Genomic DNA, 16,830 nt, shown 5'->3' with positions numbered 1-16,830 from the left:
CTTGACACTGATTAAAAAATAGTATATTCTTTGTGAGGTTAAACATACTTGTAAGGAAATAGAATGGCTACAAAATCAGTAACTAAGAAAAAAACAGCAACCAAGAAGAATCTTGTCATAGTGGAATCACCTGCTAAGGCCAAAACGATTGAGAAGTATCTTGGTAAAAATTATAAGGTTGTTGCCTCAGTTGGTCATATTCGAGATTTGAAAAAATCAAGCATGTCCATTGACTTTGACAACAACTACGCACCAGAATACATCAACATTCGAGGCAAAGGACCACTTATCAATTCCTTGAAGAAAGAGGCTAAAAATGCCAAACAAGTCTTTCTGGCGAGTGACCCGGACCGTGAAGGTGAAGCAATTTCATGGCATTTGGCACATATTTTAGGACTAGATGAGAATGACAAAAACCGTGTTGTTTTCAACGAAATCACCAAAGATGCTGTAAAAAATGCCTTTAAGGAACCACGTGCTATCAATCATGATTTGGTTGATGCCCAACAAGCGCGTCGTGTCTTGGACCGTATTGTAGGGTATTCCATTTCACCAATTTTATGGAAGAAAGTCAAAAAAGGCTTGTCAGCGGGGCGTGTGCAATCCGTTGCCCTCAAGCTGATTATTGACCGTGAGAATGAAATCAACAATTTTAAACCAGAAGAATATTGGACTATTGATGCGACTTTCAAAAAAGGAAGTAAGAAATTTCAAGCTAGCTTTTATGGCTTAGATGGCAAAAAAGTCAAGGTTGAAAACAATGAGCAGGTCAAGGAAATTTTGGCACGATTAAACGGTGATGATTTCTTAGTAGAGCAAGTGGAGCGTAAGGAGCGCAAGCGTAATGCTCCTCTTCCTTATACAACCTCGACCATGCAGATGGATGCGGCCAATAAAATCAATTTCCGTACTCGTAAAACCATGATGGTTGCCCAACAACTCTATGAAGGGGTTAGTCTTGGGACAGGTGGTACTCAAGGTTTGATTACCTATATGCGTACAGATTCAACCCGTATCAGCCCTGTTGCTCAAGCTCAGGCTGCAGAATTTATCACAGAGCGTTTTGGCGAAAACTATTCAAAACATGGTAGCAAGGTCAAAAATGCAACAGGAGTCCAGGATGCCCACGAAGCAATCCGTCCGTCAAATGTTCATTTGACACCAGAGTCCATTGCCAAGTATTTAGATAAGGACCAACTTCGTCTCTATACCTTGATTTGGAATCGATTTGTAGCTAGTCAGATGTCAGCGGCAGTCTTTGATACCATGAGTGTTCGCCTAGGACAAAATGGTGTCATTTTCTCTGCCAACGGTAGCCAAGTAAAATTCGATGGTTACATGGCAGTCTATAATGATTCTGATAAAAATAAGATGTTGCCGGACATGGAGCAAGGAGATACAGTTGTTAGAACAACAACAAATCCTGAACAGCATTTCACTCAACCACCTGCTCGCTATTCAGAAGCAACTTTAATCAAGACATTAGAGGAAAATGGTGTTGGTCGTCCGTCAACCTACGCACCAACCATTGAAACCATTCAAAAACGGTATTATGTTAAGCTTGCTGCTAAGCGATTTGAACCGACAGAATTGGGCGAGATTGTCAACAAACTGATTGTCGAATTCTTCCCAGATATTGTCAATGTCACCTTTACGGCTGAAATGGAGCAGAAGTTGGATGACGTTGAAGTTGGTAAAGAGCAGTGGCAAAAAGTCATTGACGGTTTCTACCAACCATTCAAGGTGGAATTATCTAAGGCAGAAGAACAGATGGAGAAAATCCAAATCAAGGATGAGCCAGCTGGTTTTGATTGTGATGTCTGCGGACATGAAATGGTCATTAAACTAGGTCGTTTTGGAAAATTCTACGCATGTAGCAATTTCCCAGATTGCCGCAATACCAAGCAAATCACCAAGGAAATCGGCGTGACTTGTCCGGTTTGTCAAAAAGGTCAGGTCATTGAACGCAAGAGCAAACGCAATCGTCTTTTCTATGGTTGCGATCGTTATCCAGAGTGTGAATTTACATCTTGGGACAAGCCAGTCGGTCGTACCTGTCCAAAATGTGACCACTATCTCGTTGAGAAAAAAGTTCGTGGTGGTGGGAAACAAGTTGTCTGCCCAAATGGCGACTACGAAGAAGACAAGATTAAATAAGATTAAACTGCTATTCTCAAGGGAATGGCAGTTGTTTTTCATCTTGAGAAAAAAATTTTAAAAAAATAAGAGAAAAGTCTTGCATTCTAAAAAATACTGTGTTATGATAATTGAGGTTTGAAAAAACTGACCTAAGACAGTAGGGGAGCTGGACTCATAAACATCCTACCGAGGCACAAAACGATTATTGAGATAAACGTATTTGTACTTTCGTGTCTAGGTTTAGGTGCGATTTTTTTGTGCCTAGCCCAAAATAAAAACGGAGGTAAAAAAATGAGTGAAGCTATTATCGCTAAAAAAGCGGAATTAGTAAATGCCGTTGCTGAGCAAATGAAAGCTGCAACATCTATCGTTGTTGTAGACGCTCGTGGTTTGACAGTAGAACAAGATACAGTTCTTCGTCGTAACTTGCGTGGTGCAGAAGTTGAGTACAAAGTTATCAAAAACTCAATCTTGCGTCGTGCTGCTGAGCAAGCTGGTCTTGAAGGTCTTGCAAAATTGTTTGTAGGTCCATCTGCAGTTGCATTCTCAAACGATGCAGTTGCTCCAGCTAAAACAATTTACGATTTCGCGAAAACTGCTGATGCTCTTGAAATCAAAGGTGGAGCTGTAGAAGGTAAAGTTTCTTCTAAAGAAGAAATCGAAGCACTTGCTACATTGCCAAACCGCGAAGGCATGCTTTCTATGTTGCTTTCTGTACTTCAAGCGCCAGTTCGCAACGTTGCATACGCTGTCAAAGCTGTTGCAGAAAAAGAAGACGCTGCTTAATGCGTCAGAGCGTAGCTGCTTAGTGCTACAAACTATTTAAAAAAACCTAAATTGGAGGAAAATCACAATGGCATTGAACATTGAAAACATTATTGCTGAAATTAAAGAAGCTACTATCCTTGAGCTTAACGACCTTGTAAAAGCTATCGAAGAAGAATTTGGTGTAACTGCGGCTGCTCCTGTAGCTGTTGCTGCAGCTGGTGCTGCTGCTGAAGAAGCTAAAGATTCATTCGACGTAGAATTGACATCTGCTGGCGACAAAAAAGTTGGCGTTATCAAAGTTGTTCGCGAAATCACTGGTCTTGGTCTTAAAGAAGCTAAAGAACTTGTTGACGGCGCACCAGCTATGGTTAAAGAAGGCGTTGCAACTGCAGAAGCTGAAGAAATCAAAGCTAAATTGGAAGAAGCTGGAGCTTCAGTTACTCTTAAATAATAAATTAGAGTATATTTGAGGTGAGAATCCTAATAGTTAGGCTTTTTAAAGCCTCTATGGAGATTTTAAATGGTGTGGAATCACTTGATTCCCCACCACAAACCCCACCACGATTTCGCGTGGTGGGGTTTTGTCATAATTTAGATTATCGAGCAATCAGAATTCCTCTGGTTGCTTTTCTTTTTAAAGAATTTTTAAAGGAGGTGTCTATGAATGCTCTCTTGTTTGATGAGCGACCAATTGTCGCAAATCCTATCTTGGCCAGAGAAATAGGTTTGAATGAAGCAATTGTACTCCAACAAATAAATTTCTGGCTAGAAGTAAATAAACAAAATGGGAAAAATTTCCACGATGGTAGATATTGGACATATAATTCGATTCGGGCTTGGCATGAGTCCGATTTTTCATATCTTAGTTATGAAACAGTTAAGAGGACTTTTTCAAAACTCGAAAAAGCAGGTTTTCTTTTAACTGCTAATTACAATAAAGATCCAAGAGATAAAACCAAGTGGTATTCATTGGACTTTGAAAGAATTTTTGAATTACAGGAGATGGTAAAAATAAAAAGAAATCAAATTGCAGAGAAAGCATTTGATGAAGGAATAAATTCTACATTAACCAATGCATTAGGTCAAAATGACCCAATGGAAAAGTTCAATTTGACCCAATGCACTCGTTCAAAAAGTTCTACTGCATTAGTTCAGAATGACCCAATGCATGGTATCAATTTGAACCAACCATTACCAAATAATACAACAAATAATACAACAGATGATACTTCATTTTATATCAATCAATCTATTGAAGAGGGGGATGAACTTGAGAAATTAAAGAAACAAGTACAGTATGAATTATTAGTACAGTCAGGTTGTCGAGAAAAATTATGTGAATGGGATGAGGTATTGCCAGTGATAGCCGATGTATTTTATCAGCAGGAAGGAACAATATCTATCAATCAAATACGATTGCCGATTGACTTTGTAAAAGAGCGATTTAGACAGCTGACAATGTATCATATTGAGTACATCTGCGAGTGTTTGTCAAAGGTCGATACAAACATTCGAAATATCCGAGCTTATATTTTAACAACAGCTTTTAATGCACCTCAGACTATTGGTGCCTATTATTCAAACCAAGTGAAACAAGATTTTGGAGGAAATAACTTATGATTTCAAAAAAATGTAAATTTTGTCTGCGTAAATTAACAATTGGACTGGTTTCTCTTTCCATAGGACTTATATGTCTTAATTCCACACAACTTTCATCTGTAAATTCATTTACAGTATATGCTAATGAGGTAATTTCTCATAGTAATGATGTTGATGGGAGTAGTAAAGATTGGGGAACTCTAGATGGGAATCAATTCGTTGTTGATTATACAGATACAAGTTTGGAGATTTCTAAGGGGGCACATTCGAGCCTCACTGAGAATTATCAGGCTATTCGTATTCCTGAAGCTTATCCATATAAATTATTAGTCAATGGCCAACCTAAAACGTTATCAGATTTTAAGCGTGATAATCTCGGTAAGCTAATCGCAGAGATTGATGGTCGTGAAGTTCCATTATTAGATTATGGAATGGTTGATTATCAATTGAACCGATATTTAGGGCAAGATATTTATAATATATACGGGAACCTCTCTTACACTGCATATGCATTTCTAACAACTCGTAATTCTCATCACGGGTATTTTGAATTGACAGAAGCAGATAATGTCAGAGATACAAATGGGCAATTAGTCACAGGATTTTTTCAGACTCCACAATACTATGAAATGGCTTTAGCATATCAGAAATCAAATGCAGGCTATTTAAAAGTGCAGGTTGGTGACAAGGAGTTATCAACTAACATCATTGATGGTAGACTAAAGGGGTTGAAATCAGCTACTAAAAAATATTTCTTTGTTTTAAACAGTGAGTTTTCAATAGAGCCACAAACAGGGAAATCTATTAAGCATTTGAAAGAACTTACTGAAGAGGAAGTTCAGCAATTGAATGTGACCGACCAAAAAGTTAATTCGAATATTGAATTTATTATTGACGGAAAAACATACAAGACGAGTGGAAGAATCAACTCATGGAAAAACTCTACAATCAATCCGTTAAAAACTCGACTTGCGATTATGTCGATTGGAGATGGAAGCAACCTACATGGATTTGATTTATATGCTTCTAATCAAAACTATATTGAGGTTGTTGAAAAAGTTGAAAACACTCCTGTTATTCCTGAATCAATTTCTAAGAAAATTGAGTATGTAACAGAGGATGGAGAGAAAGTCGGTGACGGACATACAATAACCGGCAATAAAGGGGATGGGGTAACACTTGAAGTGACCCCTCCTGATGGATATGTATTTTCCACAACACCTCCAACAAGAATAACACTTAAAGATAATAGCCCATATCAAATTATTGTGAATGAGGTAGTTGGCCGGGAGACTGTTGAAAGGAAAGAGGAAATAGACTACCAGGTAATACGTCAAGAAAATTCAGAAATGTATGAAGATGAAGAAGTTATTGTGAGTAAAGGCAGTAAAGGTATCAGAATAATTCAAGAAACATTCGAAACAAGAAAAGGTACTAGAACACAAAAATTGCTTGATACGAAAACTATCATAGATAAAGAAGCGGTAGACGAAATCATTCAGTATGGAACGAAACAAATTGAAAATGAACAAGTAATAACAAGAACAGAGATTGTACCATTCGATGTAATTGAAGAATCAGATCCAAATATGTATGAAGGTGAAGCTGTAATTGTTACTGAGGGTCAGAACGGTGAGATAACTATCCATGACCACTATAAAACGTTTAAGAGTGTAAGAGATCCTGAACCATTTAATTCAGAATCTACTGAAACGAAAATAAAAGTTAATAAGGTTGTAAGAATTGGAACTAAGAAAACAGAAGGGGAGACAACTGAAAAAAACAGTGTAATAACCCCATTTGGAGTTCTTGTTGAGGAAGATGATTCGTTGTTTGAGGATGAGCGAATTATTGTGAGAAATGGTGTTCCAGGGCTTGTAGATTTAGTTACAACTTACAAGACAGAAAAGGGGGAGAAGGTTGGTGACCCAATCAATATATCTGAAAGTGTTGTAAGAGCACCAGTTGATGAAGTGGTTAAAGTGGGAACAAAACCAATAGAATCTATCACTAGTTCTGAAAAATTGGTTGATATTCCATTCGAAGTGGAGAAAAAGATAGATGACACACTTGAAGAAGGTATTGTGAAAACTATTCAAGAAGGCAAAAACGGTCAGAAAAGAGTGATTGTCGTTACGAATTACCTAAGAGGTGTTCAAAATGGTGACGTCCAAATTGAAGAGGAAGTCATTTTGGAACCAGTAAAAGAAATAATATTGGTTGGTACAAAGAAGGTGCAAAAACAGAATCAAACTCCGAACAAAAACGAGACTGATGATAATTCAAAATCTCCAATCCTACCACAGGTAACAGAGGGTGATAATGGTAAACCAAAAAATCAAGAGCCCAATCGATCTGTATCAGACTATCCAGTGAAATCAAAAGAGAAAATTAGTCAAACGCAGGCGAATGGTAGTGATAATTCTGACAAGAAAATAGTGTCTGAAAAATTGCCAGAAACTGGAGAGACAGTTCTAAATCCTCTTTTAGTCATAGTAAGCAGTTTACTGTGCCTAGTTACCTCAATAGGAATGATAATGTGGAAGGATAAGAAATCAGATGATAAATGAGGATGTTGGAAATCGTTTGGTTACATTAAATCTTCGTCTGGCGAAGGTATCAGCTAAATTGATAGTAGCAGCTTTAAAAGTATTGGCTAAGGAGGCTGAATCAAAAAAGTTATCTGTTAAACAATATTTATCACAAAAAAGTGAACAAGGAGAGGTTCCTTTAAAAGATTTGGTAGGAAAGGGAACTCTAGAGAATATTCCTATGAAGCAGCCTGAATTACTTGAGTTAAAGAAGGAGTTAAATAAACATGGTGTTCGGTTCTCCATTTTAAGAAACAAAGAGAACAAAAACTTTGAAGTATTTTTTCAAGCGAAAGACACAGCAATTTTAGAACACTCATTCAAACAAGCAGTTCAAAAAGCTGAAAAGAAAACAAGAATCAAGCAATCAACCTTGAAAAAAATCAAACAGTATCAAAAATCTCTTGGAGAACAGATTATCAAACCTAAAATCAAACAAAAACATCAGGAACAGTCATTATAGGAGGTGATAGGATTGAAGTAATCGAACAAATTAAACTTGACATTCTAAATAGTATTCCAATAGGAGATAGGCGAACACTTATTAAGAGTTTAATTCCCTATCTTCTTTTTTTCTATCTTGGAACCTGTTTAGGTCACCATATCCGAAGTTTTAAAGGGGGTGATGTATTAGATAGGCTATTTCAAGCAATTTTAGAAATTAAATCTATGAGTTGGTTATTCATTCCGAGTTTTGATGATTTGCTTCTCGGTTTAGGTTTATCTATAAGCGTTTGGGGAGTGATGTATTCCAAAAAGCGTCATGCAAAAAAATTTAGACACGGAGTTGAATATGGTTCTGCAAGATGGGGAGATGGGAAAGATATTCAACCTTATGAGGACCCAATTTTTGAGAATAATATCTTGTTGACAAATAGCGAAAAGCTAACTATGAATTCCCGACCGTCAAACCCAAAGTTTGCCAGAAATAAAAATATTCTGGTGGTAGGTGGCTCAGGCAGTGGTAAGACTAGATTTTTTGTCAAACCCAATCTTATGCAAATGCATTCTAGTTACTGTGTAACTGACCCAAAAGGAACGATAGTTCTAGAATGTGGCAAGATGTTAGAAAACAATGGTTATCAGATAAAAATCTTAAATACTATCAACTTCAATAAATCCATGAAATACAACCCTTTCGCATATTTGAAAAGTGAGAAAGATATTCTCAAGTTAGTTCAGACAATCATTGCAAATACTAAGGGTGAGGGTGAAAAAGCTGGAGAAGATTTTTGGGTCAAGGCTGAGAAACTTTATTACACGGCACTTATTGGTTATATCTACTATGAAAGTCCTAAGGAAGAACAAAACTTTAATACTTTACTAGCAATGTTGGATGCTAGTGAGGTGCGTGAAGATGATGAGAATTTTAAGAATGCCATTGATTATCTATTCTTAGCTTTAGAACGGAAAAAGCCACATCATTTTGCTGTTAAACAGTACAAAAAGTATAAGTTAGCAGCTGGGAAAACTGCAAAATCAATCTTGATTTCTTGTGGTGCAAGGCTAGCACCTTTTGACATTGAAGAGTTGAGAGAATTGATGAGTGATGATGAGTTAGAATTGGATACTCTTGGTGACCGAAAAACGGCACTCTTTGTCATTATTTCAGATACAGATGACACATTTAACTTTGTAGTTTCCATTATGTACTCGCAACTATTCAATTTACTCTGTGACAAGGCGGACGATGTTTATGGAGGTCGATTACCAGTACATGTACGTTGCCTATTAGATGAATTTGCCAACATTGGTTTAATTCCACGATTTGAAAAGTTGATTGCTACCATTCGTTCTCGTGAAATTTCTGCAGCTATCATTCTTCAAGCAAAATCCCAACTTAAAGCCATTTATAAAGATAATGCAGATACAATTATCGGAAACTGTGATACCGAGTTATTTCTTGGTGGCAAAGAAGGAACTACTCTGAAAGAATTAGCGGAGAATTTAGGTAAAGAAACAATCGATCTATACAATACAAGTGAAACTAGGTCCAATCAGAAATCATTTGGTCTGAATTACCAGAAACTAGGAAAGGAGCTAATGTCACGAGATGAGTTAAAAGTCATGGATGGTGGAAAATGTATTCTTGAGATTCGTGGTACACGGCCATTTTATTCAGATAAGTATGATATTACCAAGCACAAGCATTACAAATTATTAGAGGATTTTGATAAGAGAAACAAGTTTGACATAGAAAAGTATCTCAAGAAAAGAGGTGGAGTCAAACTGACTGAGAATACAAAGGTTATTCAATTTTAGGAGGTTGCTTATGCGGATTAGGGCACCACCAACATACACAAAACGTAAAGAAAAATAGAAAGAGGAAAATTATGGAACATGAAATGATAAATATTAACGCTCATCTTGTAAAAGATGTTGTGTTTTCAAGTTTTGAATCCGAGGACGGAATTGTCCCAGTTGTAAATTTCTCCCTTGTTAAAAAATATGGAAAGGGTAAGGAATACACTAACTGTTCTGCCTATGGTGATAAGGTAGAGATTGCAAAAGAATTTGAAAAGGGAGATCTTATCCATGTTTTCGGTTACTTTAAAGAAAATCGTAAAGGTGATAAGGTATACAAGAATTTTATTGTTAAATCAATGAATAAAATTCAACAAGATGAAATGGAGGAAGAGTAATGGATTTTTTCACACAAGGAGTGGATGTTTTAAAAACATTGGTTATCGCAATTGGCGGTGGTTTAGGTGCCTGGGGCGTTATTAACCTCATGGAAGGTTATGGTAACGATAACCCAGGAGCTAAGTCACAGGGTATCAAGCAACTGATGGCAGGTGGTGGCATTGTGTTAATTGGTTTAAAATTAATTCCTCTGCTTGCTAATTTAATCCAATAGGAGGAGCTATGTTTGATATATTCGGAAAACTAGAAGAGATGATTCAAGAAATTCTTTTGGATATGATAAAAGGGACTTTGACAAGTATGTTTACTGATTTGAATCATCAATTAGACTTTGTATCTGGTCAGGTCGGTCAATCGCCAAGCCAGTTCAATGCTGAAGTGTTTTCCTTTATCAAACACATTAATGATAGTGTCGTACTACCAATAGCTGGTTTGGTAATTACAGCTGTATTATGTTTAGAATTGATCCAAGTAGTGATGCAAAAGAACAATATGGCAGAAGTTGATACGTTTGAATTTTTCAAATATGTCATTAAGATGTGGGTTGCAGTATACTTGGTATCGCATGCTTTTGAATTTGCCATGGCAGCATTCGATATGGGTCAACACATGATTGGACAAGCAACAGGAGTCATTCATGGTGAAACATCTATATCATCCGAACAGATTACAGCAATGGTTGACAGTTTAAAAGATAAGAATATTGGTGAATTAGCTGGTATTGTTTTTGAACTTCAAGCGGTTAAGCTAACGATACAGATTATTTCCTTAATTATTCTTATCATCACTTATGGAAGAATGTTCGAAATTTATGCTTATAGTTCGGTTGCTGCCTTGCCATTTGCTACACTTGGCAATAGGGAATGGGGCCAACTTGGACATAACTACATTCGTGGATTGTTCGCATTGGCTCTGCAAGGTCTGTTCCTCGTTATCTGTTTTGGAATCTATGCAGTATTACTTAGAGGTGTAAAAATGACGGATATTCATATGTCCGTCTTTTCCATTTTAGGTTATACAGTTCTGCTAGGATTCATGATGTTGAAAACTGGTACCCTTGCAAGGTCGATTATGAATGCCCACTAGAGAGGAGAGTTTATGGCCTACGTTCAAATTCCCAAGGATTTATCCAAAGTAAAAACTAAAATAGCATTTAATTTAACCAAGCGTCAGTTAATTGGTTTTTCATTGGCAGGCTTTGTTAGTCTACCTGTTTATTTATCAATTAGGGAAAGTGTTGGAAATGATTTAGCAATGTTAGTCTTTATTATTCTTGCTTTCCCTTTCTTATTTTTAACTTTTTATGAAAAAGATGGGTTAACGAGTGAAATCTATCTAAAGTATATTTTCTTACAACAACACTATCAGCCATGTGTGCGGTATAAAAGAGCACTTTATAAAGCAAAATTCAAGGAGGAGGTACATGAGACCAGAAAGAAAAAGAAAACAGGCACAAGAATTTCTTGAAGTGAAGCAGGCCCAACTAAAAAAGATACAAAAGGAAACAGCAAAACAGGAAGGAAATTCGTTTGTAGCTTCTATAAAATCATTTTTTGAATTAGGTGAAAAATGTTTTACTGTAGAAGATACAATTCCTATTGAGAAAGTGTATGAGAATGGGATTTGTCGACTAACTGATGGCTATTTTACTAAAATGATTGCTTTTGAAGACATCAACTACCAACTAGCATTGGAAGAGCAACGAGATTACATCTTCAATCAGTTTGCTTCATTTTTAAATAGTTTTGATAACAATACCAGATTGCAACTCTGTTTTACGAATCAACTTGGAAGGTTAGAAGAATTAGCTGATGCAATTACAATCCCAATTAAAAATGACGGACTTGAGGAAATTCGAAGTGAGTTTAGGACTATGCTTCAAAATCAATTGGAGAAAGGAAATAATGGATTAAGGCAGACAAAGTATATCGTTTTTGGTGTAAAAGAGGATTCGTATAGGCAAGCAAAGGTTGTATTATCAAGGCTAGAAATTGACTTACAATCTCATTTAAAAGGGATGGGAATTCGTTCTACTGTATTAAACGGTTTTGAACGTTTGATTGTACTTCATCATATTTTGAACCCGACTGAGCACTTATCTACATTACCTGATGAATTGGAAAATCGGGATTGTCGTTCTATAATCGTACCAGACAAAATTCACTTTCAGAAGAAGTATTTTTCAATGGATAATGTCCTATGCCAGACTAGTCATGTGCAGATATTAGCATCAGAATTGTCTGATAGATTCTTAACTGAATTACTTTCACTAGAGGAGAATATGGTTCTATCATTGCATATTCAAGCCTTGGATCAAGTTGATGCGATAAAGTTAGTCAAACGTAAGTTCACCGATGTTCAACGGATGACGATGGAAGAGCAGAAGAAAGCTTATCGTTCTGGTTATGATTTAGATATTATTCCTTCAGACTTGATGACCTACGGTACTGATTTGAAACACCTATTGAATGATTTACAAAGTCGTGACGAGAAGATGTTTCTCGTTTCGTTTATCATTCTAAACCAAGGATTGTCAAAAGCTAAACTGGACAATGCAGTCTCCCAGTTGGCGACCATCTGCAGTCGCCACAATTGTATGCTGAAATGTTTGGATTACCAACTGGAGCATGGCTTAATATCAGCACTACCATTAGGAATGAATTGCATCAAAATAAAGCGGTAATTAACAACTTCAAGCACGGCCGTATTTATTCCGTTTACGACTGAAGAATTATTCATGACCTCTAGTACATCCATCTATTATGGTCTAAATGCCATTAGTCATAACTTAATCATGGCAGACAGAAAGAAACTAAAGAACCCCAATGGTTTAATCTTGGGGACGCCAGGGTCTGGAAAATCATTCTCAGCAAAGCGTGAAATCACCAATGCTATCTTAGTAACTGATGATGATATTCTCATCTGTGATCCGGAAGGAGAGTATGGTGCTTTAGTTGAAGCATTTGGTGGAGAGGTTACTCATGTATCCGCAAAATCAAAAGATTACTTAAATCCCTTGGATATTAACTTTAACTATGGGGATGGGGATGCACCTTTGAAGGATAAAGCGAATTTTATTATGTCTATGCTTGAATTGGTTGTAGGTGGTTCTGGTTTAACGGCAGCAGAAAAGTCAGTTATCGATAGGTGTCTTCCAAAAATTTATGAAGCTTATTTTGAAAATCCGATACCAGAGAATATGCCAATTTTACAAGACCTATATGAATTATTGTTAAAACAGGAGGAAAGTATTGGCCGGAAATTAGCGACTGAAATGGAAATTTATGTGACAGGTTCCCTTAATGTTTTCAATCATCGTTCCAATGTTGACTTGAATAAGTCACTCTTATGTTTCGATATTAAAGAGTTAGGTACCCAATTGAAAAAGATTGGTATGTTAGTTATTCAAGACCAGGTATGGAACAAGGTTTCACAAAATAGGCAGAGCCAAAAGTCAACTCGCTATTATATAGATGAATTTCACTTACTACTAAAGGAAGAACAAACAGCTCAGTATTCTGTTGAAATTTGGAAGAGGTTTAGGAAGTGGGGAGGTATTCCAACTGGATTAACCCAGAACGTGAAGGATTTATTGGCAAGCAAAGAAATTGAAAATGTTTTTGATAACACCGATTTTATCATGATGTTAAACCAGGCTTCTGGCGATAGAGAAATATTAGCTAGAAAGCTAAAAATTTCACCTTATCAGCTCAATTACGTGACAAACTCTAATGCAGGTGAGGGGCTACTATTCTTTGGGAATACCATTGTCCCATTCTTAGACCAATTTCCTAAGAATACATTCTTGTATCAAAAGATGACTACCAAACCAGAGGAGGTCAAGAAAGGCTAGGTGAGAAATGGGAAAGTCAAAACGAATGGTCCGAGAGACCAATAAGAAACGCTATTCAAAATCTAAACCTGATATAGGACAACGGAAAGAAGTACAAGATTTTTCTGGGAGAGCGGTTGATGAGAAAGTTCGCTTTCAGCACCAAATTATTCATAAGGGAAGTAAACTAGAGTGTAACCATCTTAAAGGTGATACGTCAGAAAAAAAGAATCATATTCACAAAAAATCAAATGATAAATCCCTGCAAACACATTCTAACAATCAAGACGCAAACAAATCAACTATACAACTTGATAGTTTACGAACTAAAATGGTTAATCAGGAAAGTTCGCAACAGTCTCATCCAGCAGAAAGATTACAAGTTGAATCAAGGCCACCGACACAGAGGAGACAAGTTCAATTAAATCAACATAATTCTTTTGAAAATCAAAAATTTTCACAAACACAGAACGACAACGCAACTACTGTCCAGACTAGTTTACATTTCGAAATCAAATCAAGTTTTGAGGAGGATATTCAACCACCCCCTCTTGAGATGGATGCCCGACCTCCTGAACTAGTAAGTATACATGAAGACTTTGTTGATTCAACTGAATTATTTATAAAGATGCAAGGGGATATAGAGTCAAAAACTAGTCATATTCAGGGAAAAAGCGTTTCTCTGAGCAATCAGTCAAATGTTAGAAAAAATCCCGAAAGTCCATTTCGTAGATTTGAGACTAATCAAAGTAGAATCGTTGATGCAGACTCAAAGTTTTCCCATCGTAGAAATGAGGGGGAAACAAAACTTATTCATCACCAAAGCCAAGAAAATACTTCTAAACTTAGAATAAAGAAGAGAAGAATACACGGTCAAGGTGAGTTAGTTAAAGAGCGTGGCAATATTTTCTCAGATAGACCTTTATCACCATTTGAAACTAGTTTAGAGTTATCTCAAAATGAAGCAGATTCCACTGGTTTTGTTGAGACAGCTTCAATAATTGAAGGTGATAGGAATGTAAAAGTTAATGATGATTCTATTCTTTCAAGTCGGATTATTCCGGGCAATAGAAACCCTCAAATCATCATTTCTGATGAATCAAAAAATCCGAATATCAGAAGAATGTTTGTAAAGAATAGTCAGCACCTTCAAAATGATAAAATGGATACTCTAATTGATGAAGCTTGTCAAAGTTCAGAGCAATTTCAGCCAAATCTTAATGATAATACAATTACGGTTGGACAAACAGATCAGTCTATAAATGCCTGGTCAAAAAAGTTACATCAATCAAAATTTAGCCTATTCTCAAGTAATATTCTGCAATCAAATGCTGTCATTGAAAAGGTAAAGATTGGAGAGAATCAGTTTTCAACACGAACAAGAAAGCAATTTTCAAGTAGACAGGTAAAAAAGGAAGCAAAAGTAATTGTTGATAAGGGATCTATTCTAGATTCTACTAATAACAAAGATAGTCAAATTGATTATTTAGTATCCAAACCCACGTCAAATACTAGCCTACTACCTGTTGATAGAAGACCAACTTATGCTTTGACAAAAACAACTATGAATCAAACATATAAGGGGCGTCTTCCGTCAAAAAATAACATTAAGGTAAAACCAAATAAACCACTCAGATTTCCAAATGGACAGGCACAGGTACACGAAAAGATAAATTCATTAGTAAATGAACCTATTGAATTCGTCAAGGATAGGAAGAATAACCGTTTATTAAAAAACATTGAAAAAAGTAAACTTGGTCGAATCCAAAGAACTCCATATAAAAAAGTAATGTCAGTAATGGCCAATAGTGAGTTTCTAGCAGCTAGTTATCTTCAAGCGGGGGCTGAGGAGAATGTGGCAGTGGATGCAACAACAAAAGCGATGAATATCCATGCAACTACAACTATGAAGATTGCCCAAAAATCTAATCGAAAAAAGACTTTGAAGAAACTGACAAAGAAGGCAAAGATTAGACAATCACAGTTGGAGTTTCGACATAAGTATCGTTTGTTGAAGGAAGATAAAACTTTTAAACGGCAATCATTCTACCGCAAAGCGATGTATCGTCATCGATTGAGGCAACAAATACGTAAGAAACACCTTCCTAGATTCAGAGACAGGATAAAAGAAGAAGCAATAAAAATACTTAATCAATTCGTTCAATACATTACCACAAAATGGAAGAGTATGTTAGTTTTGGTTTTGGCTGTATTTTCACTGTTGACGGTTGTTTACTCTAATAGTCAATTTATTTTCGGTGCACTATCATCAGTTTCTTTCCAACTTACCACTACATCTTATTTATCTTCAGAGGAAATGCTAATTGCCTTAAATCACATTTTCTCTACTTATGAATTGACATTATCCAATCAGTTGACGAGATTGAAGGAGTCGAAACCTGGATATGATGAATACATTGTAAAAGGTAGGGAACAAATTGGCCATGATCCGCATGTCTTATTAGCCTATCTGACAGCTCGTTTCGGTGAAATAAAAGACCAAGCAAGTGTTGAACCTGCGATGAGACAATTATTTGAGCAGATGTATCATGTTTCCTACCAAGAGGAGAAGGAAATCCGGTACCGAACAGTCAAGGAAGAAGTGCTTGACACAAGTGGGAAGAAAACTATTGTAGAAAAACGAGTTCCATATTTGTATCGAAAATTAGTCGCAACGGTTTCAAAAAAAGATATGAATGGTCTAGTTCATGAAATATTTGCGAGTAAGCCACATAATTTAGAACATTATAAGATACTACGAGAATCGAAAGGGAACTTAGAAGCTTCTTTTCCTTCAGGTACAGGAATCAGTCTTCCAGGAAATGTATCATCAGTTTACGACGTAAATTTGACAGGTGGTAATTTTCCACCACCAAATCCTAGCCATGTTGCAGCCTTAAATGGTGGTTACCCTGGGCAATGCACCTGGTATGTATATAATCGCTTTTCACAACTTGGAAAGCCAATCCAACATTCCCCAATGGGAAATGGAGGAGAGTGGGCTTTCTACGCTGCAAAATACGGTTATCCAGTTAGTCGGGAGGCACGAGCTGGTACCGCAGTATGTATGCCACCAACTGTACCCTATGCGGACCCTACCTACGGTCATATTGCGTTTGTCGAGCGAGTTAATCCTGATGGTAGTATCGTTATATCAGAAATGAATGTTAAAGGGGAATTCGTGATTTCAACAGGCTATCTTCCTCGGGAGATGGCGGCACAATGTTATTACATCAATTTTGGATTATAAGGAGGAAT

The 16,830-nt window shown here is 36.6% G+C and carries 12 protein-coding genes, 1 pseudogene and 1 other annotated feature; all 13 genes and pseudogenes read left to right on the top strand.

Annotated features, from left to right (window positions below; translation table 11 throughout):
* The first annotated feature begins 63 nt into the window (after positions 1-63).
* The 13 genes and pseudogenes from topA (at position 64) to C1E58_RS12315 (ending at position 16,822) form a co-directional block, all read left to right on the top strand.
* Positions 64-2,157, top strand: coding sequence for a type I DNA topoisomerase (topA, locus tag C1E58_RS02240; RefSeq protein WP_105209180.1), 2,094 nt, complete (start codon positions 64-66; stop codon positions 2,155-2,157).
* A 112-nt stretch (positions 2,158-2,269) separates the two neighbouring features.
* Positions 2,270-2,404: a sequence feature (ribosomal protein L10 leader region), on the top strand.
* A 26-nt stretch (positions 2,405-2,430) separates the two neighbouring features.
* Positions 2,431-2,925, top strand: a complete 495-nt coding sequence (gene rplJ, locus C1E58_RS02235) for a 50S ribosomal protein L10 (RefSeq protein ID WP_105209179.1) — start codon at positions 2,431-2,433, stop codon at positions 2,923-2,925.
* Between the two features lie 67 nt (positions 2,926-2,992).
* Positions 2,993-3,358: a 50S ribosomal protein L7/L12 gene (rplL, locus tag C1E58_RS02230; RefSeq protein WP_105114621.1), complete on the top strand. Its 366-nt coding sequence runs from the start codon at positions 2,993-2,995 to the stop codon at positions 3,356-3,358.
* A gap of 56 nt (positions 3,359-3,414) precedes the next feature.
* Complete coding sequence (locus C1E58_RS02225; RefSeq protein WP_419579952.1) at positions 3,415-4,527, top strand: DUF6017 domain-containing protein; 1,113 nt, start codon at positions 3,415-3,417, stop codon at positions 4,525-4,527.
* Complete coding sequence (locus tag C1E58_RS02220) at positions 4,524-7,076, top strand: G5 domain-containing protein (RefSeq protein WP_105209177.1); 2,553 nt, start codon at positions 4,524-4,526, stop codon at positions 7,074-7,076. The genes C1E58_RS02225 and C1E58_RS02220 overlap by 4 nt, the downstream gene beginning before the upstream one ends.
* Complete coding sequence (locus tag C1E58_RS02215) at positions 7,066-7,560, top strand: PcfB family protein (RefSeq protein WP_024380860.1); 495 nt, start codon at positions 7,066-7,068, stop codon at positions 7,558-7,560. The genes C1E58_RS02220 and C1E58_RS02215 overlap by 11 nt, the downstream gene beginning before the upstream one ends.
* Before the next feature lie 29 nt (positions 7,561-7,589).
* The gene (locus C1E58_RS02210) at positions 7,590-9,359 is read left to right on the top strand and encodes a VirD4-like conjugal transfer protein, CD1115 family (RefSeq protein WP_419579955.1); all 1,770 of its coding nucleotides are present in this window, start codon (positions 7,590-7,592) and stop codon (positions 9,357-9,359) included.
* Between the two features lie 71 nt (positions 9,360-9,430).
* Positions 9,431-9,739, top strand: a complete 309-nt coding sequence (locus C1E58_RS02205; protein WP_029174592.1) for a single-stranded DNA-binding protein — start codon at positions 9,431-9,433, stop codon at positions 9,737-9,739.
* Complete coding sequence (locus C1E58_RS02200; RefSeq protein ID WP_014637003.1) at positions 9,739-9,954, top strand: Maff2 family mobile element protein; 216 nt, start codon at positions 9,739-9,741, stop codon at positions 9,952-9,954. Before C1E58_RS02205 ends, C1E58_RS02200 begins: the two co-directional genes overlap by 1 nt.
* Positions 9,955-9,962: 8 nt before the next feature.
* Positions 9,963-10,826 carry a VirB6/TrbL-like conjugal transfer protein, CD1112 family gene (locus C1E58_RS02195; RefSeq protein WP_024380858.1) on the top strand — a complete coding sequence of 288 codons (864 nt, stop codon included), beginning with the start codon at positions 9,963-9,965 and terminating at the stop codon, positions 10,824-10,826.
* 12 nt (positions 10,827-10,838) lie between these two features.
* On the top strand, positions 10,839-11,207 hold the full coding sequence (locus C1E58_RS02190) for a PrgI family protein (protein ID WP_023370251.1): 369 nt from the start codon (positions 10,839-10,841) through the stop codon (positions 11,205-11,207).
* Positions 11,164-13,593: pseudogene (locus C1E58_RS02185) on the top strand (VirB4-like conjugal transfer ATPase, CD1110 family). Before C1E58_RS02190 ends, C1E58_RS02185 begins: the two are co-directional and overlap by 44 nt.
* Positions 13,594-13,600: 7 nt before the next feature.
* The gene (locus C1E58_RS12315) at positions 13,601-16,822 is read left to right on the top strand and encodes a CHAP domain-containing protein (RefSeq protein ID WP_105209175.1); all 3,222 of its coding nucleotides are present in this window, start codon (positions 13,601-13,603) and stop codon (positions 16,820-16,822) included.
* Positions 16,823-16,830 lie beyond the last annotated feature (8 nt).

The organism is Streptococcus suis (genome assembly GCF_002964575.1).
GTDB lineage: Bacteria > Bacillota > Bacilli > Lactobacillales > Streptococcaceae > Streptococcus > Streptococcus suis_R.
Note: the sequence above shows the minus strand (reverse complement) of the source record. Positions and strands in the feature narration are given on the sequence as shown.